Below are 19,514 nucleotides of genomic sequence, written 5' to 3'. Positions count from 1 at the left end.
GGTGAAGGCATGAGAGGTGCATGGTTCCCTGGAAGTCTCGCTGCGGCGCTCCCGCTGCTCGCGGTCCTGCTTCAACCGCCCCTGCGCGCGCAGGAAGGCAGGCAGCAGATCGCGCGTCTCGGCGCCTGCAGGCTCGAAAGCGGCCAGCTCATCGAGGACTGCCGTATCGGCTACCGCACCTATGGCACGCTCAACGCCGCCGGCGACAACGCGGTCCTCATGCCCACCTGGCTCTACGGAACCTCGGGCGAGCTCGCAAACCTCTTCGCTGACCACCCATCCGCGACCCGCCTCGTCGACACCTCACGCTTCTTCGGCGTCGCGCTGGATGCCTTCGGCAATGGCGTGTCGTCCTCGCCCTCCAACAGCACCACGCAGCACGGCCCGTCGTTCCCCATCTTCACCACGGCGGACATGGTCGAGGCCGAGTACCGCGTCGCCACTGAGATCCTTCACCTCAAGCACGTCCACGCCATCGTCGGCCTCTCCATGGGCGGCGAGCAGACCTTCCAGTGGGCCGTCCTGCATCCTGATTTCTTCGATCTCGCCGTCCCTATCGTCTCCACGCCGCGACTCACCGTGTACGACCTGCAGTCGAAGCGCATCATGCTGGAGGCCATCCGCAGCGACCCCGGCTTCCTCGGCGGCAATTACACCAGGGAGCCAGCACTGAGGCTCGCCAACCTCATCAATGTGCAGGCCGTCACGACGCCCGAACTGCGCAACCAGTCCACACCCCGCGAGGGCTTCGAAGCCTTCGTCGCAAAGTCGGAAGCCCCTCTCTCCATCGATGCCAACGATCGTGTCTCGCAGCTGGAGGCGATCGTGCGGCATGACGCCTTGCACGGCCGCAGTATCGAGGACGTAGCTCGTTCGGTGCGGCCCAGGTTCCTCGTCATCGTCGCCGCGCAGGACCACATGGTCACACCGTCTGAGGCGATCCGCTGGGCACACGCTGTCAATGCCCCGCTCTACGTCTCCCAGGGAACTTGCGCCCACCTCATCATGACCTGCGACGCCCCCGCCGTTGAGCAGCGCACAGATCACTTCCTCAAAGGCGAACCTTTGCCCTAGTGGCGCGAGCCCCAAAAACTTTGCATGGCCTCGAGGGCCGAAGGCCCGCAAAATCCTAGCCTAGGCCGAAGGCCTAGGTAAGGTGCCAGCGTTAGACCAAGGGCTGAAAGCCCGACATACTCTCCGCGAACGTCCAACTCAGGACACGAACGAAGGCCTTTAGGCCGTGACCCCGGCGAGCCTAGCCCGCCACAACGCACCCTCAACCGGATCGACCACGCCCGGCAACTCCCCTACACCCGCAAACTCAGCACGAACAGCCTTCAGCAGCGCCTGCCGTACGGGAACATAGTGCTCCATTACGCTGCCCGCAAAGGCCAGCGACGGCAGATGTGCACCATCGCTCCATGAACGCCGGAGCAACAGCCGAACCAGATAGCCCAACTCCTCGCCCTCATGCGCCAGGACCTCAAGCGCCAGCGCGTCTCCAGCCTCGGCACAGCGCAGCACAATCGGCGCGAGCTTCGAGATGTCCGGCCGCGGATCCGCGTGGACAAATGCGATCAGCTCATTCAGCGATCCCAGCTGCCAGAACCGCAACACCTCTTCGCTCAGCAGCGTAGGCACCCGCTCATCCTTCGCAAGGAAGATGCGTCGCAGCGCCCGTTGGCCGATGCGATGTCCGGAGCCCTGGTCGGCGAGCACAGGCCCGTAGCCGCCCGCGCCCTGCAGCTTTCCATCCGCTCCGCGCGCGATCACATTCGATCCGGTACCCGCCAGCACCAGGATGCCCTCACCACCGCGAAAGCCCGCATCGAGGGCAATCTCGACATCGCCGCGAATCACCAGCTCTCCGGCGACACGGGCGCCGAAGGCTCCGCGAATCCAGTCGACCACCATTGGCACCGTCTCGCCTGCCGTACCTACGCAGGTGCGCACGACGTGCTGCAGCGAGAGGCCACTGGCCGAGGTCAGCTCGGTGAGCGCGGCGTCGAGGTTCGCTTCTGCCGTGGTGGCATCCACTCGCATGCGCTTGATGCTGCCGGCGCGCGTGCGGGCAAGGGTGGTCGTTTCATCGGCAAGGGCAAAGTCGGTCTTGGTGCCGCCGGCATCGACGGCAAGATAGAGAGGCATCGCCCACCATTATCGCGGGTCGGCGCTGTGAACAAGCTCGGTCATCGCGCAGACATTCTCCGCGAGGACACGATAGGCCTGCCCAAATTGCGTCGTGAGCGGATGGACTGCGCCCATATGTCCTTCCGGTGGCTCGATCGTACGCAGCGATCCGTGCAGATCCAGCCCGTGCACCGCAAGCAGGGAAGCAGCATTTTCCAGGCGCACGCCGCCCCCCGCTGCAATGCGGATTCTTCCCGCTGCCTGCGAGGTCAGGCCGCGGAGTGCCTGCAGCCCCGCCATCACGTCCGCCGCGCCGCCCGAGGTCAACACCCTCGCGCAACCCAGATCGATGACCTGCTCCAGAGACTGCGAGAGATCGGGGGTGAGGTCAAAGGCACGGTGGAAGGTCACCGGCCTGCCGTTTGCGGCGACCATGACCTTCCGGATGCGATCCAGGTCGATGCGTCCCTCCACATCCAGCACACCGGTGACAACCCCGGCGGCTCCGTGCCCAAGCGCGTCCTCAACCTGGGTGAGCAGCAGCGAAAACTCAGCTGGCGAATACCGGAACTCGCCGTTTCTTGGCCGAATGAGCACATGTACCGGCAGTGTTGTCAGCTCGAGGGCTGCGCGAAGCAGTGACGTCGGAGGCGTTACGCCTCCGACGCCAAGCGCGGTGCAGAGCTCGATGCGGTCGGCGCCGCCCTCGCTGGCGGCGATACAAGCCTGCAGCGACTCGCCGCAGAGCTCAAACTCTCGAGGCCGTTCTCGCGCAGGCAGAGATGTGGGAACTGGGACGGTGGACATGGAGGCTCTGGAAACAGCGTATGCCGCGCCGGCCGTACGGGCCAACCCTGTATTCGCGCGCGCCGCAGGTACTAACTCTTCGGAGCATGGATCTCGGCGACATACTCACCAGGAAAGAGCACCATGGAGCTCCGTCGTCCAGCCACTGCGAACGGTGCCACGAGCACCGTTCCCCCGGCTGCCGCAGCGCGCGTGAGCGCCGCATCCAGGTCGTCTACCTCGAACCCCGTAGTCTCGCGGCCATAGGGGTACACCAGGTGACCGTCGGTGGCGAAGACCACCATCTTCCCGAAGCCCGATTCAATCCGCACACGGTGAATCAGCTTTCCGGGAAGACCGATCTCTTCACCGGCTGCATCACGCCGGTCGTCCACGACCTTGCCATGGGAGAACGCGACAAATGCCTGGACGAACGCGGCCAGCCGCTCCGGCGAGACGTACACGCGGTTCTCCGGTACATGCACGAGAGCTGGGTAGGAGGGCGGGGTCGTATGCCAGTAGAGCTGGAGATCTACGCCGCCGGGCCACTGCACAATCGCGTCGCGCCCAATGGCATCCGGGAACGGTGCGACGATCACGTCCGCTCCGGCCTTGCGAGCTTCGGTCAAAGCAGTATCCAGGTCCCGCACCAGGTACCCGTTGCGCTCCTCACCAAAACCAAAAGGAATCGGCGTGGTGAAGCCAAACAGAGACACGATACCCACGGGCGTCTGGAGCAGCTGCGAGGTCGTCTTGCTCGGAGTCGGAGTCACCGTCACCAGCGTCTGCTTTGAGCTCTTGCCTCCGAAGGTCGCAAGGAAGCACCTCGCAAAGGCATCGACGTCGGCTGCCGCAACATAGACGTGCGTGGAGTCATACTGAGGGCCAACGGCGACGCCTTCCTGTGCCCCAGGAGTTTGTGCTCCGGTGGGCAAAGTTGCCGTGCCCGCCACCAACGCCAATGCAAGAAGTGTGCCTCTCAAGATCCCCGTCCTGTTTCCTGAAGATGATTCGATTGTCACAAACGAAGGCGCGGGAGGCCTGCGAGCCTCCCGCGTGTACGCCCTGAACCACAAGTCTACGACTGGATGAAGGCCAGCAGATCCGCGTTGATCACGTCGGCATGAATCTGCGCCATGCCGTGCGGATAGCCCTTATAGACCTTCAGCTGCGCGCCCTTCACGATCTTCGCCGTGAGAGCGCCCGCGTCCGCGAACGGCACGATCTGATCGTCGTCGCCGTGCATCACCAGCGTCGGGACATCGATCTTCTTCAGGTCTTCGTTGAAGTCTGTCTCGGAGAAGGCCTTGATGCAGTCATACAGCGGCTTGATGCCACCCTGCATGCCCTGGAACCAGAAGTTCTCAATCACACCCTTCGAGATGCTGGCTCCTTCGCGGTTGTATCCATAGAACGGCACCGCGAGGTCGTTGAAGTATTGCGAACGATCCGTGAGCGTGCCGGTGCGGATGCCGTCGAACACCTCGATGGGCAGACCGCCAGGATTGCTCTCGCTCTTCAGCATGACCGGAGGCACCGAGCTGATCAGCACGGCCTTTGCGACGCGGGCGCTTCCGTGACGCCCAATGTAATGCGCGACCTCGCCTCCACCCGTCGAGTGGCCCACCATGATCACGTCCTTCAGGTCCAGCGCTTCATGGAGAGCAGCAACGTCATCGGCATAGGTGTCCATCTCGTTGCCGTGCCACGTCTGCTCGGAACGCCCGTGGCCACGACGATCGTGTGCGATGACGCGATAGCCGCGTGCACCGAGGTACATCATCTGCGCGTCCCAGGCATCGGCGTTCAACGGCCAGCCATGAGAAAAGGCGACTGGCTGTCCAGTGCCCCAATCCTTGTAGTAGATCTTCGTTCCGTCTTTCGCTGTGATCGTAGGCATTGCTTTCTCCTGTAGGGCTCCGGTTCGCTGCAGTTCACATGACCGCAGCTCCTGGGCACATCTGCTATTGGACTTGCGGTTCGCTGCTTTCCCCACCCTCGTTGGAGGGCCACCCTCGTGCCTCTTTTGAGTAGTGGGGAGGCAATGCCGCGTGTGGTGCAGAAAACCTCTGCACATGTTGCGCTTTGTTACGGCCCACAATCACCGGGCTTTGGCCTCCGGGGCATCGGATCCGTGAACAGGCGGCTACAGTTGCAGAGCTTCCCTAGAGCAGGCGCGTCAGCAGATTCGTCTCTGCAAGATCCAGCACCTCGTCACCGCGTCCGGTCAGCACCGCACGCAGCAGATAAAGGCCAAAGCCCTTCGCCTGTTCGAGCGTGATCGTGGGGGGCATCGAAAGCTCCTGCCGCTGTACAGCTACATCCAGTAACGCCGGGCCATCATGCGCGAGCATCTCGCGCACAGCTTCGTGAAGGTCTTCCGCGCGCGTGACCTTGCGCGCCAGAAAGCCGCACGAAGTCGCGAGTTGCGTGAAGTTCGGATCATCAAGATCGGTGCCGAAGTTCACGTAGCCTGCGGCCTTCATCTCCAACTCCACGAACGCGAGGGCGCCGTTATTGAAGACCACGACCTTTACAGGAAGCTTGTTCTGCTTCGCTGTCAGCAACTCGCCCATCAGCATCGCCAGGCCACCATCGCCGGACATCGAGATGACCTGCCGCTTCCTGTCCAGACCCTGTGCGCCCAGCGCCTGCGGCAGAGCACAAGCCATCGAGCCGTGGTTGAAGGATCCAATGAGCCTGCGCTTGCCATTCATCGTGAGATAGCGTGCGGCCCAGACCGTGGGTGTCCCTACATCGCACGTGAAGACCGCATCGTCGCTCGCCAGGTCATCCAGTACCTGCGTCACAAACTCGGGCCGGAGCGGACCGTCGCCCGTGTCGGCCGTGGCAAGGTCGTTGAGCCCTTGGCGTGCCTTGACGTAGTGCTTCTGCGCCTTCTCGAGATACGCAGAGCTGCGGCCCTTGTTCAGCAACGGCAATAGAGCGTCGATCGTTCCCTTGACCGTTCCGATCAGCGCTACATCCACATGCGTGCGCCGGCCAATCTGCTCGCCGCGCGAATCCACCTGGATCACCTTGGCATGCTTGGGGAAGAATGCCGAATATGGAAAGTCGCTCCCGAGGATGACCAGCGCCTCGGAACCCTCCATCGCGGCGTAGCCCGAGCTGAATCCCAGCAGGCCCGTCATGCCCACGTCATAGGGATTGTCGTACTCGACGAATTCCTTGCCACGCAGCGCGTGCGTAATCGGAGACTGCAACGCTTCGGCAAAGGCCAGCAGCTCCGCATGAGCGCCAATGCAGCCAGCACCCGCGAGAATCGCGACCTTCTCTGTGCTGTTGAGAATCTCCGCAGCCCGCTGCAGCGCTGACTTTGAAGGCACAATCTCCGAGTCGTTCTCCAGCAGGCCAATCGACCGTGCCTCCCAGCTCGAGTGCATCGATGCGATATTGCCCGGGATCACGAGGACGGCCACTCCGCGCTGAGAGATCGCCGCACGCATCGCGATAGGCAGCACCCGCTCCAGCTGCCCAGGCTCGGTGACCACCGCGGTGTACACGCTGCAGTCCTTGAACAACTCTTCAGGCCGTGTCTCCTGAAAGTAGTTGGTGCCCATCTCCGAGCTCGGAATCTGAGCGGCAATCGCAAGCACAGGAACGCGGCTGCGCTGGCAATCGAACAGCCCGTTGATCAGGTGCAGATTGCCTGGCCCGCAGCTCCCCGCACATACCGCGAGCTTGCCGCTCACATGCGCTTCGGCGCCAGCCGCGAAGGCCGCAGCCTCTTCATTTCGCACATGTAGCCATGCAATCTCGGGACGAGTACGCATCGCATCGGTAACACCGTTCAGCGAGTCCCCGGGCAAGCCCCAGATGCGCTCCACTCCGTTTGCAATCAAAGTATCGATAAGAACGTCAGCAACGTTTGCCATGCAACCTCCTTGCGCCGCAGCGCCTCTCTAGCCTTTGGGAGAACAGCCTTAGTCTGCCTTCTCGATGGTTTCAATCCATCCCCATTTCGTGTGGTCGAGACACCTTACGATTGATGGGGCACACAAGACTATGGATGTCGTCCACGCGTCATCGTGGCGCTTGCGAGAGCCGTGCTGTGCGGTGATCGCCGAACCGTCCATATATCCGCCGTGAAGCTCAAACGAAAGCGCCGCCACTCGATCTCTCGAGTGGCGGCGCTTGTTGTTTATGCAGACAATCAGCTGCGGAGCTAGTCCTGATACTCCTCGAGCACAGCGCGCATCCAGTATTCGCCGTCCTCATCCACTTCGATGCCATGCGTCTCGCGCTCGAAGCCGGGGAAGCGTTTGCCGAACTCCTCCATCGCCAGGATCAGCTTCATCACCGGCGTGTTGCTTGCGCCCAGCCGCTCACCCGGCATGCTCATCGGGATGCCCGGAGGATACGGCACCAGCATCACCGAAGCGATGCGACCCGCCATCTCGCGGAAGGGAATGCGCTCGGTCTCGCCGCGGATCACCTTCTGGTACGTCTGCCACGGCGTCATCACCGGATCGAAGTCTTCGTCCTGGCTCTGGTTCACCAGGTCCGCGAGGTTCAGCTCCAGCATCGCCTGGTGCATCTCGTCGCAAAGCTCACGTAGCGTGGTGTTGCGATACCGCACCGGGTGCTTGGCCACCAGCTCCGGCAGAGCCTCTTCCAGCGCGGCCTCCGAGTCATACAGCCGCTTGAACTCGAACAGGTTCTCCAGCAGCGCGCCCCACTTGCCCTTGGACGTACCCACCGAGAACAGCACAAGGATCGTGTAGTCGCCCTCACGAGCGATCTCCACGCGGCGCGAGTCCAGGAACTCGGTCACGATCGCCGCCGGGATGCCCCACTCGGTGTCCACCTTGCCCTGCGCATTCACACCCGGCGTCAGGATCGTCACCTTCGTCGGGTCCAGCATGCAGTAGTCGCCTTCCAGGTCGGCGTCGGCAAAGCCATGCCAGTCCTGCCCGGGCTTCAACGTCCAGCAGCTCTGCTCGGTCTCCAGCAGATGATCGGAAGCATCCTCGAAGACCTTGGTCTCGCCCGTGAGTGGGTCGGTTACGGTCTCCGGCTGGAAAAGGCTGAAGAACCAGCCATCGCCATTCACCGCCGAAGCCCGCAGACGATGCGCCACCGATGCCATCGCCTTGCGGAACGCAATCGCGTCCTGCAGCGTCTCCGTCATCAGCGTCGGACCGGCCGGCGCGTCCATCATCGCCGCCGCCACATCCAGCGAGGCGATCAGCGGATAGAACGGCGAGGTCGTCCCATGCATCATGAACGCCTCGTTGAACTGGTGGAAGTCCAGCGGAGCGCGGTCGCTCAGCTTCACATGCACCATCGAGCCCATGGAAAACGCCGTCAGCATCTTGTGCGTGGACTGCACGCTGAAGATCGCTGGACGGTTGGGCATCTCGTCCGGCACACCCATCGCATAGCGGCCCTTGTACAGCGGATGGAACTTCGCGTACGCGTACCACGCCTCGTCGAAGTGGATGCGCGCCACGCTCGGCGCCAGCTCTTCCACCACGCGATCCACGTTGTAGCAAAGGCCGTCATAGGTGGAGTTCGTCACCACCGCGCAGCGCGGTTCCTGCGAAGAAGCGCCCTTGGTAAACGGGCTGCGCGCAATCAGCTCCTGCACGCTCTCCTTGCTGAACCGCTTCAGCGGAACGAGCCCAATCATGCCGTAGCCGTTGCGCGTCGGCTTGAAGTACACAGGCCGCGCTCCGGTCACCGTCAGCGAGTGGCAAAGCGACTTGTGGCAGTTGCCATCCGCCAGCACGATGTCGTCCTGCGCGATGATGCCGTGGCCCACAATCTGGTTCGAGGTCGACGAGCCCGACAGCACGTAGAACGTCCAGTCCGCACCAAAGATGCGCGCCGCATTGCGCTCGGAATCTCCCGGAGGCCCCAGGTGATCCAGCCACGAGCCCATCTGCGCCGTGGAGATGCCAAGATCGCTGCGAAACAGGTTCTCGCCGAAGAAGCGATGAAACTCCATGCCTACGGGATGCTTCAGGAACGCAACGCCGCCCATGTGTCCCGGCGCGTCCCAGCTATAAGCGCCCTGGTCGGTGTACTTCTTCAACTCACGGAAGTACGGCGGCAGCAGCAGCGCGTGATAACGCTCCACCGCGAAGTCCACGCGGTTCGCGATGAACGCCGGCGTATCGCCAAAGAGGTGGATGTACTCATGCACCTGCTTTACAACTTCAAGCGGCAACTCGGAGACCAGCGTGCGGTCCGCGATCAGGAAGACCGGGACCTTCGTATTGCGGCGACGCACCGCGCGCAGGATCTGCAGCGCCGCGTGTTCGCCAAGCTGGTTGTCGCCCTCAAGATCCCAATCCAGCAGGATCGCCGAGTACGAAGGATCGCTGGTCACCAGCGACAGTCCATCCTCCGGCGTGGAGGTGCGTACAACGTCATAACCTTCATCACGGATCGCTCCGACCAGACGCTCCATAGCGCGGTCCGAGACGGAGTCCGTCTGACCAATCTCTCCTGCGATCAGCAGGACCCAGCGGGCTTCATTCATACCGTTCTCTATGCTACTGCCCCGGAGCCCGCAGAGGGGCCATCCGGGCCCTCAGAGCGCCCCGGTAGTTTGAAGAATTCGTGAACGCGGGAATTCGCCGTGCCACCCGCCTCAGGCACCCGCAGCCTACGCTTTGTACCTTCGCAGATACGGCGGAGTGCCCATCTCGCCCGTGCGCTCGCCCGGAGGCGTCTGCGGCATGGGCCAGGGCTGCGCTCCGACGAGCTTCGCCCACTCGTCCCACATCGCTGCCATCGCCTTCGTCCTTGCTGGCTGTGCCGCCGCAAGATCATGCAGCTCCGTGCGGTCGGCCTCCATGTCATACAGCTCCCATGCGTCCGGGAAGCGCGAGACGAGCTTCCACTGTCCGTCACGCACGGCCCTGTTGCCCTCGTGCTCCCAGAAGATCGGCTGCCGCGTCCGCTTCTTCCCTTCGAACAGCGGCATCAGGCTCTGGCCCACAAATGCGGGAATCGGCCCCGCAGCTACATGCGTCGGATAGGTCACACCCGCGGCCTCCAGGAACGTAGGCATCAGGTCGGTCTCGTGCCCCACCGCCGCCATCGGGCGTCCCATCGGCTTGATCACCTTTGGCCAGCACGCCACGAACGGCGAGCTGATGCCGCCCTCCTGCGCGTAGTGCTTATACAGCCGGAATGGCGTATTCGCGCAGTTGCCCCACGGGATTCCGATGCTCTGAAACGTCTCTTCCCCGCCCGGCATCACTCCCGGAATGTTCCCCGCACAGGTCATCCCGTTCTCGCAGGGAATGCTGCCCTTGGGATCGAACCCATGCAGCGGGCCTTCGGGCGAATCCGTAACCGGCAGCGTGCGCTGTCCGCGCCCCAGCTCCTCAGCATTGCCGCCGTTGTCGCTCATAAAGACGATCAGCGTGTTCTCCATCACGCCCGCCTTCTCCACCGCATCCACAATGCGCCCGATGCCCTGGTCCAGCTTGTCGATCATCGCTGCATAGACAGCCATGCGCCGGATCTCCCACTCCTTGTCCTCGGCCTTCTCCCACGCAGGCACGCGCGGATCCCGCGGGGAGAGCGGCCACTTCGGATCCACAATGCCTTCCGCGATCTGCCTGGCATGCCGCTCCTCGCGCAGCTTGTCCCAACCCTCGCGATAGCGGTCGGCGTACTTCTTCACATCCTCTTCCGGAGCCTGGATGGGCCAGTGCGGAGCATTGAACGCCGCATAAAGGAAGAACGGCATCTTTCCTTCGGCTGCAAGCTCGGTCACATAACCCGCAGCCTTCTCTGCCCAGATGTCTGTCAGGTACTTATCCTTCGGCGGAGGAGGCAGCGTCGTGTTGCCGTCGAACAGATGCGGAGATTCGTAGTACACCGACGCGCCCGAGATCATGCCGCTGAACCTGTCGAAGCCCCGCTGCAGCGGCCACTGCGGCTTGCTCTCTTCGGTCTCCGGCGCAAGGTGCCACTTGCCCACCATCGCCGTGTTGTAGCCTGCGGTCTTCAGGGCCTCCGGTATGGTGATCGTCTGCGCGCTCAGGATGCCTGCATACGCCGGGAACGGGTAGCGATTGTGGTCCACCACCATATTGCCCATGCCCGCCTGGTGCGAGTACAGCCCCGTCATGATGGACGCCCGCGAAGGGCAGCAGCGCGGATTGTTGTAGTACTCCGTCAGCCGCATCCCGCGCTGGGCCAGCTTGTCCAGGTGGGGCGTCGCAATCTCCGAGCCAAAGCAGCCAATGTCGGAGAAGCCCATATCATCCGCGAGGATCAGGATGATGTTCGGCCGAGGTGCATTCGTGCGTGCGGCAGGCTCACCCGTCGCCGCCTCAACCCCTGTCGCTGCACCCGCGGCGGCCATCCCGGCGCCCATCCTGAGAAAGTCACGCCTGTTGGTCAAGGGAACGCCTCCCGAAGCTTCGGTCGGCCAAAATGTAAAGGTTTGCATAGGGCGCTGTCAAAGCCGCCCGCAACCCTGCGGCCTTACGCGCGCAGCCGCACAGTCACCGTCGTCCCTCGGCCCGCTTCGCTCGCAATCTCGATCGTTCCCCCAGCCTGCGTCACGATCCCCTTGCAGATCGCCAGCCCCAACCCCGAACCGCCTGTCCGCCGTGACCGCGACTTGTCCGTGCGATAGAACCGCTCGAACAGGTGCGGCAGCGCTTCCGCAGGAATGCCCTCGCCATGATCGATCACCCGCAGCACAGGCATCCCTTGCTCGCGCACCGCTTCCACAACGATCTGCCCGTCGCGTGCGCTGTGCTCGATCGCGTTAGACAGCAGGTTCGTGCACAGGATCACCGCGTCGTCCTCGGCAACCCGCGCGCCGATTGCGTCGGCGTCTCCGCCACACCGAGCCTCCACACGCACGCCATGAAGCTCCGCAAGCGGCAGCAGCGCCTCGATTGAGCTCTTCGCGATACCGCAAAGATCGCACACCTCCATCGCCCCCGGAGCTTGTTCGTCGACACGGCCCAACGTCAGCATCCGCATCACCAGTGCCTCCATGCGGTCGTTGTCGCTCAACGGGCGTGCAATCGCCGACGTCAGCTCCTCTGCCGTGCGTGGCCGCAAGGTCAGCAGCTGCAGCGAGGACTTGGTCACGGCCACAGCCGTCTTCAGCTCATGCGCGGCATCGCTCACGAAACGACGCCGCGCAGCGAACTCCGCCTCCAGATCGCCGAGCAACGTTGCAATCGACGAGGCCAGAGGCGCCAGCTCACTCGTCTGCATCACCTCGGCTGCCGGCGTGAACTCCCAGCGATCCGCTGTCACGCGAGAGGCCTCTTCCGCCAGGCCGCGCAGCGGCTCCAGCGATCGCCTCACAAACCATGCCAGCGCCAGCGCCGTCAGCGTCAGCACCACCAGCGACGCCAGCAGGAAATACCGCACACCCTCGAGCACCTCGTGCCATACGTGGCCCGTCGCAGCCACATACAGCACCTCGACAGGCCGCGAGATCCCGCCCCCTTTGCCCGCAACCCCGGCATCGATCAGCTTTACGCTATCGATGCGCAGCTCCCGATAGCGATGGTGATTCCACTTGAAGTTGCTCCACCCAGGCGTGGCTGGCATGGGGAAGCCTGCCTGCCAGTTCCGCGCTCCCACCTGCCTGCCCTCGGGCGTAACAACGAGGAAAGCGTCCTCACGCGGAAGGCTCAGCTCGCTGGGCGTCAACATCAGGTTGTCACCCGGATCTTCCGCATCCTGTAGCGCTCCGATGACGGTATCGGCGTGCCCCTGCAGCATCACATCAAACGCCTTGTAACTCTCGTGCCGCTGATGCAGCAGCGTGATCGCCCCCAGCACCAGCGCACAGGCAAGCTCCGCCAGCACGACCGTGAGAACCAGCCGCACCGTCAGGGATCGCTTCTTCATCGTGGCCCCGCTCATACTCCGGGCTCCGCTCATGCTCCAGGCTCCGGCTGCGCCAGCCTGTACCCGCGCCCACGAATCGTCTCCACGACCGACGACCCGCTCTGCTCCTTCAGCTTGCGGCGCAGGTTCGATACATGCGCTTCAATCACATTGGAGTGATGCTCCCACGTGAAGTCGTAAAGGTGCTCCAGCAGCTCCTGCTTGGAGACAATCACCCGCGGCCGGAACATCAGGTACTCGAGGATGCGGTACTCCGTCGGCGAAAGGTCCACATATCGCTCACCCGCCCGCACCGTCTGCTCAATCGTGTTCACCGCCAACCCATGCACCGCGAGCGTCGGCTGCGGAGCTCCCCGGCTGCGCCGAATCAGAGCCTTGGTGCGCGCCAGCAACTCGCCCAGGTCAAACGGCTTCGTCAGGTAGTCATCCGCGCCCGCGTTGATCAGCTCGATCTTCGTCGCCACGCTACCCACCGCAGTCAGCACCAGGATCGGCGTCGAACACGCCTTGCGGCGCAGATACTCGACCACTCCCATCCCATCCAGCCCCGGCAGCATCAGGTCCAGCAGAATCAGGTCATAGTGCTGAAACTCGGCGAGCATGGCGCCGTCCTTGCCATTGTCGGCACAGTCCACCGCAAAGCCCGCGCTCTCGCGAAGCGCTTCGGCGATGTTCTCCGCCAGCCGGGTCTCGTCTTCAATCACTAGTACGCGCATACGTCACAACTCGCCCGCCGGCAGCAGCCGTGCGAAGCTCAGTCAGTATCCCACGCGTCCGGATGGCATCTTCACCTTGCCTTAAGGAAGGTCACGCTACGTTAGTGATGGCGATGAAGACTCAATTTCTATGGGCGCTCCCACGCGCTTTTGTGCTCCCGGCTGCCTTCGTGCTTTCTGTCGCGAGCGCACTGCCGCAAGCCAACGCGCAGACGGCGGCCGCAACCGCAACATCCCAGCAGGCAGCAACACCCGCCATCACGCTCGACGAAGCCCTCCACCGCGCCCAGGCCGTGGATCATAGCTACGTCTCTGCCCTGGCGGATAAAGGCACGGCCGACGCGCAGAAGACCATCGCTCGCGCGGACCTGCTGCCCAACGTGGACTATCACAACCAGGCCCTCTATACCTCGCCGCAGAAGCCCTACGCCGCCGCCAACACCAAGGCCGGCACCACCAGCGCGAACCCCGTCTTCATCGCGAACAACACCGTGCGCGAGTACGTCAGCCAGGGCATCGTCACCGAGACCGTGGGCCTGGGCCGCGTCACCGAACTGCGCCGCGCCAGCGCCGAAGCCTCCGCCGCCAAGGCCCGCCTGGAGATCGCCCGCCGTGGCCTCGTGGCCACCGTAGTCGGCGACTTCTACACCCTGCTCGCCGCGGAGCAAAAGGCTCGCGTGTCCAACGAAGCGCTCGCCGAAGCCAACCGCTTCTCCAGGCTCACCGGCCAGCTGGAAGCAGGTGGTGAGGTCGCCCACGCCGACACCATCAAGGCCCGCCTGCAACAGCAGCAGCGCGAGCGCGAGCAGCAGGATGCGCAACTTGCCGCTGAGAGCGCCCGGCTCGATCTCGGCGTGCTCCTCTTCGCCGATCCCACCACGCCCTACACGGTCGCAGCAGACCTCGAACATCCCTCCGCACTCCCAGCGCGTGCCGAGATCGAAGCCAATGCGAAGTCCTCCAGCCCCGATGTCCGTGCCGCCTTCGCTTCTCTGCGAGCCGCCGACCTCGGCGTCACCTCCAGCCGCGCCGCCTACCTTCCCGACCTCGCGCTCGCCTACAACTACGGCATCGACTCCGACCACTTCACCATCACCGACTCCGAAGGCATCCGCAACCTCGGCTACTCCGCCCAGGCCACGCTCGATATCCCGGTCTGGGACTGGTTCGCGACGCACGCCAAGGTGAAGGAGAGCGAGTTGCAGCGTGACCTCGCCAAGGCCGACCTCACCATCGCGCAACGCCGCGTCATCGCACAGTTTCAGCAGTTCTATAACGAGGCCGACGTCGCTTCGCGCCAGATCACCTCACTCCAGCGCAGCGTCGACGATGCGAAGGAAGCCCTGCGCCTGACCACGTTGCGTTACAGCAACGGCGAGGGCGCCATCCTCGAAGTCGTCGACGCGCAGAACACGCTCGTCGGCGCGCAGACCGCACAGGCCGACGGCGTCGTCCGCTACTACACCGCGCTTGCCAACCTGCAAACGCTGACAGGAACCCTGCCATGACCTTCCCTGCAAGTCGACGCGGCGCAACGGCCGCTGCCGTCCTGTTCACATCACTGCTTGCCTGCACCCTCGTGCAAGGCTGCAAGAAAGCCGCCGACGATGCCGACACCGCTCCGGTCGTCAGCGTTGCGGCTGAGAAGGCCGCCAGTGGCAGCCTCACCGAGACTGTGAAGTCCGACACGGTGCTCGTGCCCGTGGCCCAGGCCGCGCTTGTGCCCAAGATCTCTTCGCCCATCCGCAAGTTCCTGGTCCAGCGCGGCGACCGCGTCCGCCAGGGCCAGGCACTCGCTGAGCTTGAAGGCGCCGACCTCGCCGCTGCGGTGGTCGATACGCGCGGCTCGCTCGAACAGGCTCAGGCCAGCTTCAACACCACCTCCAAGGCCCAGGTCGTCGAAGACCTGCAACTCGCGAAGCTCAACGTCGATCAGACGAAAGCCGCGCTAGCGGTGCAGAAGGCGCAGACCGACTCGCGCGCCAACCTCCTGCAACAAGGCGCCATCCCACGCCGCGACTACGAGACATCGAAGTCCGCTCTCGTGCAGGCCCAGGCCGCGTATGACATCGCCGTGCAGCACCTCAGCTCCGTCGAGCACGTAAGCCAGCAGGCCACCGTGCAGGGCGCACAGGGCGGCCTCACCTCCGCTCGCGGCAAGTATGAAGAAGCCCAGTCCGCCCTCGGCTACGCGACCGTCCGCTCGCCCATCAACGGCGTCATCACGGACCGCCCGCTCTACGCCGGCGAGATGGCGCAGGCCGGTCAGCCCCTGCTCACTGTGATGGACACCTCCGTGCTGCTCGCGAAGGTGCATCTGCCGCAGGCCACAGTCGCGACACTCAAGGTCGGCGACAAAGGCAGCGTCAGCGTTCAGGGCACGGACCAGACCGCCGACGGCGTCATCAGCCTCATCAGCCCTGCACTCGACGCTGGCTCGACTACCGTTGAGGTCTGGCTCAAGATCCCTAACGCCCAGGCCAAACTCAAGCCCGGCACACCCGTCCACGTCAGCATCGAGGTCCGCACACTCGACAACGTAACCACCGTACCCAACGAAGGCATCATCACCACCAAGACCGGCGCCACTGCCGTCATGATCATCGGTGCCGACGGCAAAGCCCACCAGACCGTCGTCAAGCTCGGCATCACCGATGGCAAAGACACCCAGGTGCTCGACGGCGTGAAGCCCGGCGACATGATCGTCACCACCGGTTCGCAGAGCCTCGAAAACGGCACCAAGGTCAAGGTCGGTCTTGCCGACGATGACGACGATGCGAAGCCCGCAGCAGGCGATACCAAGCCCGCAGCGGGCGACCCGAAGGCAGGCGACACGAAAGACAAGGACGACAAGTAATGAGCGCTCCTGACTCACGTCCTCAAGGCAACGACGAGCGTTCGCACACTGAGCCAGCAGGCCTGCTCTGGATCCTGCGCCGCCGCTCCACGCTCATCTTTCTCCTCATCGTCGCGGCCATGCTTGGCGTCTACTTCGCCGCGCAGGTCCCCATCTCCGTCTTCCCGGAGACCAACTTCCCGCGCGTCGTCATCGGCATCGACAACGGCGTCATGCCCGTCGAGCAGATGCAGGTCACCGTCGTGAAGCCCATCGAGGACGCGGTCAACACCGTCCCCGGCCTCGAGACCGTGCGCTCCACCACCAGCCGAGGTCAGGCCGAAGTCAGCCTCTTCTTCAGCTGGGATGTCGACATGTTCCGCACGCTGCAGCTTGTCGATGCAGCCATCTCCCGCGTGCGCCAGCAGCTTCCAGCCACGGCCAACATCACCACCAACCGCCTCACCTTCGCCACCTTCCCCATCCTCGGCTACAGCCTCACCTCGGACACGGTGCCGCTTTCGAAGCTGTGGGAGGTCGCGACCTACGACCTCAAGCCGCCCATCAATCGCCTGCCCGGTGTCAGCGCCGTCGGCGTCCAGGGCGATCAGATTCCCGACTATGAGATCGTCCTCGACACCGGCCGCATGCAGAACTCCGGCGTCACCGTCACGGATATCCAGAACGCCGTCCAGAACACCAACACGGTCGATTCCCCCGGCCTCTATCGCGATCGCCAGCACCTCGTGCTCGGCCTCGTCGGCGGCCAGGTACATGATCCCGAACAGCTAGGCCGCATCGTCATCAAGACCACCACCGCAGGCATTCCTGTCACCGTCAACGACGTTGCGACAGTACAAGCTGCGACCTCGCCGACCTACACGATGATCCGCGCCGAGGGCCGCGAGGCGGTCCTGCTCAACATCACCCGCCAGCCCACCAGCAACACCGTGCAGGTCGCCGACGAGGTCGCCGCGGAGATCGAGCAGCTCAAGCCCTCGCTGCCCCCCGGCATCACCATCCGCCCCTACTACGACCAGTCGCACCTCGTCCGCGAGAGCATCAAGAGCGTCCGCGACGCCATCCTCATCGGCCTCATCCTCGCCACCGGCATCATCATCCTCTTCCTGCGCGACTGGCGCTCGTCTCTCGTCGCTGGCCTCGTCATCCCGGTCACCGTCGCGCTCACCTTCATCCTGCTCTATGTCTTCGGCGCGTCCTTCAATCTCATGACGCTCGGCGGCCTCGCCGCAGCGGTCGGCCTCGTCATCGACGATGCCATCGTCGTCGTCGAGAACATCGTCCTGCACCGCTCCGCGGGCGAAGACCGTGGCCAGGCCATCCGCCTCGCATTGCGCGAGATCGCCGTGCCCCTCATCGGCTCGACCATCACGCCCATCGTCGTCTTCCTTCCGCTCATCTGGGTGTCGGGCGTTACGGGAAGCTTCTTCCGCGCGCTCGCCATCACCATGGCCTCCGCGCTGCTCGCCTCGCTGCTGCTCGCCGTCACCTGGACTCCGACACTCAGCTATCTGCTGCTCAAGGAGTCAACCGGAAACGAAGCGCACAAGCACGAAGACTCCGGCTTCATGCTCCACGTGCTCGACTTCTACGAGCGCTGGCTGCGCTTCGGGCTGGAGCGCCCGGTCATTGTCTTCGCCGGCTGTGCCCTGCTGCTGCTCGTCACCTTCCTCGGCTACAAGAAGCTCGGTAGCGACCTCCTGCCCGAGATGGACGAAGGCGGCTTCGTCCTCGACTACATCATGCCCGCCGGCACCTCGTTGCAGGAGACGGACCGCGTCCTCAACCACGTCGAGGCCATCCTCCAGAAGACCCCCGAGGTCGAATCGATCTCCCGCCGCACCGGCGCGCAGATGGGCCTCGCCGCCGTCACCGAAGCCAACACCGGCGACATCACCGTCAAGCTCAAGGACAAGCGCGACCGCGCCATCGACGACGTCATCTCCGACGTCCGCGCCGAGATTAAGAAGACCGAGCCAGAACTCGACGTCGAGTTCACGCAGGTCCTGCAGGACATGATCGGCGATCTCTCCAACGCCCCCGAACCCATCCAGATCAAGCTCTTCAACAACGATCCCGCGATCCTCTCCGACGTAGCCGAACGCGTGGCCAGCACCATCAAACAGCAGCCCGGCGTGGTTGATGTCGAGAATGGCGTCGAGAACACCATCAGCGGCCCGTCATCGACGTGGCAGGTAAACACCGAGCTCGCAACGCGCCTCGGCTTCTCCGTGCAGGACGTGACCAACGACGCCGACGCCGTCGTCGAAGGCCTCTTACTCACGACGCCCCTCATCCAGAACGCTCGCCCGTATGACATTCGCCTGCGCTATCCCGCAGAGGCGCGCGTCTCGCAGGAAGCTGTGATGAACGCGGTACTCGTCGGGACCGGAGGCCACCTCGGTACCCTCGGCTCGCTCGCAACCCTCACGCAGAATCCCGGTGAGATGGAGATCCGCCGCGAAAACCTCCAGCGCGAGGTCGTCGTCACCGGCCGACTGGAGAACGTCGACACCGGCACCGGCGTCGCCGCCGTACAGAAGAGCGTCGATGCGCTCCATCTTCCCGCGGACATCCACGTGCACTATGGCGGCACCTACGAGGAGCAGCAGAGGTCCTTCGCCGAGCTCACCCGAGTGCTGCTCGTTGCACTGATGCTTGTCTTCGCCGTGCTCCTCGCCGAGTTCGGCAGCTTCTCCGCACCCATCGCGATCCTCACCTCGTCGGTGCTATCAGTCTCAGGCGTGGTCTTCGCCCTGCTCATCACGGGCACCACCTTCAACGTGGCCTCGTTCATGGGCCTCATCATGGTCATCGGCATCGTCGCGAAGAACGGCATCCTGCTGCTCGATGCCGAGCAGCGCAACGCAGCCGCCCACCAGACGCTGCTTGAGTCCGTCGTGCACGCTGGCCGTCGCCGCCTCCGTCCCATCCTCATGACGGCGCTCGCGGCCATCACTGGCATGTTGCCTCTGGCCTTCGCGCTCGGTGCAGGCTCTCAAATGCTGCAGCCGCTCGCCATCGCCGTCATCGGCGGACTGATGATCTCGCTGGTACTCTCGCTGCTCGTCACGCCGCTGGTCTTCTACGTACTCAACAAGCCACACGGCGCACAACCGGAATAAGCCCGCAACCCGAATCCCGACACCGATCCCGGT

At 63.9% G+C, this 19,514-nt stretch carries 13 protein-coding genes; 4 read left to right on the top strand and 9 right to left on the bottom strand.

All coding sequences use genetic code 11. The features are described from left to right. Positions 1 to 9 precede the first annotated feature (9 nt). Complete coding sequence (locus C4S68_RS09995; protein WP_103932926.1) at positions 10 to 1,074, top strand: alpha/beta fold hydrolase; 1,065 nt, start codon at positions 10 to 12, stop codon at positions 1,072 to 1,074. A gap of 159 nt (positions 1,075 to 1,233) precedes the next feature. On the opposite strand, the gene C4S68_RS09990 is transcribed toward C4S68_RS09995, so the two are convergent. From C4S68_RS09990 to C4S68_RS09950, 9 genes are all read right to left on the bottom strand, one after another. Next, positions 1,234 to 2,148 carry an N-acetylglucosamine kinase gene (locus tag C4S68_RS09990; RefSeq protein WP_103932925.1) on the bottom strand — a complete coding sequence of 305 codons (915 nt, stop codon included), beginning with the start codon at positions 2,146 to 2,148 and terminating at the stop codon, positions 1,234 to 1,236. Between the two features lie 9 nt (positions 2,149 to 2,157). Then, positions 2,158 to 2,937: a copper homeostasis protein CutC gene (locus C4S68_RS09985; RefSeq protein ID WP_103932924.1), complete on the bottom strand. Its 780-nt coding sequence runs from the start codon at positions 2,935 to 2,937 to the stop codon at positions 2,158 to 2,160. Positions 2,938 to 3,008: 71 nt separating this feature from the next. After that, positions 3,009 to 3,899 carry a glyoxalase gene (locus C4S68_RS09980; RefSeq protein ID WP_200821525.1) on the bottom strand — a complete coding sequence of 297 codons (891 nt, stop codon included), beginning with the start codon at positions 3,897 to 3,899 and terminating at the stop codon, positions 3,009 to 3,011. Between the two features lie 95 nt (positions 3,900 to 3,994). Continuing rightward, a complete protein-coding gene (locus C4S68_RS09975) occupies positions 3,995 to 4,816 on the bottom strand; it encodes an alpha/beta fold hydrolase (protein WP_103932923.1) in 822 nt (273 codons plus the stop codon). Positions 4,817 to 5,081: 265 nt separating this feature from the next. Further along, the gene (gene poxB / locus C4S68_RS09970) at positions 5,082 to 6,812 is read right to left on the bottom strand and encodes a ubiquinone-dependent pyruvate dehydrogenase (RefSeq protein ID WP_103932922.1); all 1,731 of its coding nucleotides are present in this window, start codon (positions 6,810 to 6,812) and stop codon (positions 5,082 to 5,084) included. 290 nt (positions 6,813 to 7,102) lie between these two features. After that, complete coding sequence (locus C4S68_RS09965; RefSeq protein ID WP_103932921.1) at positions 7,103 to 9,424, bottom strand: Orn/Lys/Arg family decarboxylase; 2,322 nt, start codon at positions 9,422 to 9,424, stop codon at positions 7,103 to 7,105. 126 nt (positions 9,425 to 9,550) lie between these two features. Continuing rightward, positions 9,551 to 11,305, bottom strand: a complete 1,755-nt coding sequence (locus tag C4S68_RS09960) for an arylsulfatase (protein ID WP_160115088.1) — start codon at positions 11,303 to 11,305, stop codon at positions 9,551 to 9,553. Positions 11,306 to 11,388: 83 nt separating this feature from the next. Beyond that, positions 11,389 to 12,783 (bottom strand): sensor histidine kinase, encoded by a 1,395-nt coding sequence (locus C4S68_RS09955; protein ID WP_160115087.1) that lies wholly within the window; start codon positions 12,781 to 12,783, stop codon positions 11,389 to 11,391. 29 nt (positions 12,784 to 12,812) lie between these two features. Further along, entirely contained in the window at positions 12,813 to 13,499 is a 687-nt protein-coding gene (locus tag C4S68_RS09950; RefSeq protein ID WP_103932918.1) for a response regulator transcription factor, read from the bottom strand. A 113-nt stretch (positions 13,500 to 13,612) separates the two neighbouring features. On the opposite strand from C4S68_RS09950, the gene C4S68_RS09945 reads away from it, so the two are divergent. From C4S68_RS09945 to C4S68_RS09935, 3 genes are read left to right on the top strand one after another with little or no spacing between them, the layout of a single operon-like run. Beyond that, positions 13,613 to 15,007, top strand: a complete 1,395-nt coding sequence (locus C4S68_RS09945; protein ID WP_103933282.1) for a TolC family protein — start codon at positions 13,613 to 13,615, stop codon at positions 15,005 to 15,007. Next, positions 15,004 to 16,356: an efflux RND transporter periplasmic adaptor subunit gene (locus C4S68_RS09940; protein ID WP_103932917.1), complete on the top strand. Its 1,353-nt coding sequence runs from the start codon at positions 15,004 to 15,006 to the stop codon at positions 16,354 to 16,356. The genes C4S68_RS09945 and C4S68_RS09940 overlap by 4 nt, the downstream gene beginning before the upstream one ends. Then, entirely contained in the window at positions 16,356 to 19,481 is a 3,126-nt protein-coding gene (locus C4S68_RS09935; RefSeq protein ID WP_103932916.1) for an efflux RND transporter permease subunit, read from the top strand. Before C4S68_RS09940 ends, C4S68_RS09935 begins: the two co-directional genes overlap by 1 nt. Positions 19,482 to 19,514: the final 33 nt, after the last annotated feature.

It is taken from the genome of Bryocella elongata (genome assembly GCF_900108185.1).
Classification (GTDB): domain Bacteria; phylum Acidobacteriota; class Terriglobia; order Terriglobales; family Acidobacteriaceae; genus Granulicella; species Granulicella elongata.
Note: the sequence above shows the minus strand (reverse complement) of the source record. Positions and strands in the feature narration are given on the sequence as shown.

Coding starts and splice junctions, on each gene's coding strand:
- C4S68_RS09985 (WP_103932924.1), bottom strand. CDS start 2,937: ATGTCCACCGTCCCAGTTCCCACATCTCTGCCTGCGCGAGAACGGCCT.
- C4S68_RS09945 (WP_103933282.1), top strand. CDS start 13,613: ATGAAGACTCAATTTCTATGGGCGCTCCCACGCGCTTTTGTGCTCCCG.
- C4S68_RS09940 (WP_103932917.1), top strand. CDS start 15,004: ATGACCTTCCCTGCAAGTCGACGCGGCGCAACGGCCGCTGCCGTCCTG.
- C4S68_RS09935 (WP_103932916.1), top strand. CDS start 16,356: ATGAGCGCTCCTGACTCACGTCCTCAAGGCAACGACGAGCGTTCGCAC.
- C4S68_RS09990 (WP_103932925.1), bottom strand. CDS start 2,148: ATGCCTCTCTATCTTGCCGTCGATGCCGGCGGCACCAAGACCGACTTT.
- C4S68_RS09955 (WP_160115087.1), bottom strand. CDS start 12,783: ATGAAGAAGCGATCCCTGACGGTGCGGCTGGTTCTCACGGTCGTGCTG.
- C4S68_RS09965 (WP_103932921.1), bottom strand. CDS start 9,424: ATGAATGAAGCCCGCTGGGTCCTGCTGATCGCAGGAGAGATTGGTCAG.
- C4S68_RS09995 (WP_103932926.1), top strand. CDS start 10: ATGAGAGGTGCATGGTTCCCTGGAAGTCTCGCTGCGGCGCTCCCGCTG.
- poxB (WP_103932922.1), bottom strand. CDS start 6,812: ATGGCAAACGTTGCTGACGTTCTTATCGATACTTTGATTGCAAACGGA.
- C4S68_RS09950 (WP_103932918.1), bottom strand. CDS start 13,499: ATGCGCGTACTAGTGATTGAAGACGAGACCCGGCTGGCGGAGAACATC.
- C4S68_RS09975 (WP_103932923.1), bottom strand. CDS start 4,816: ATGCCTACGATCACAGCGAAAGACGGAACGAAGATCTACTACAAGGAT.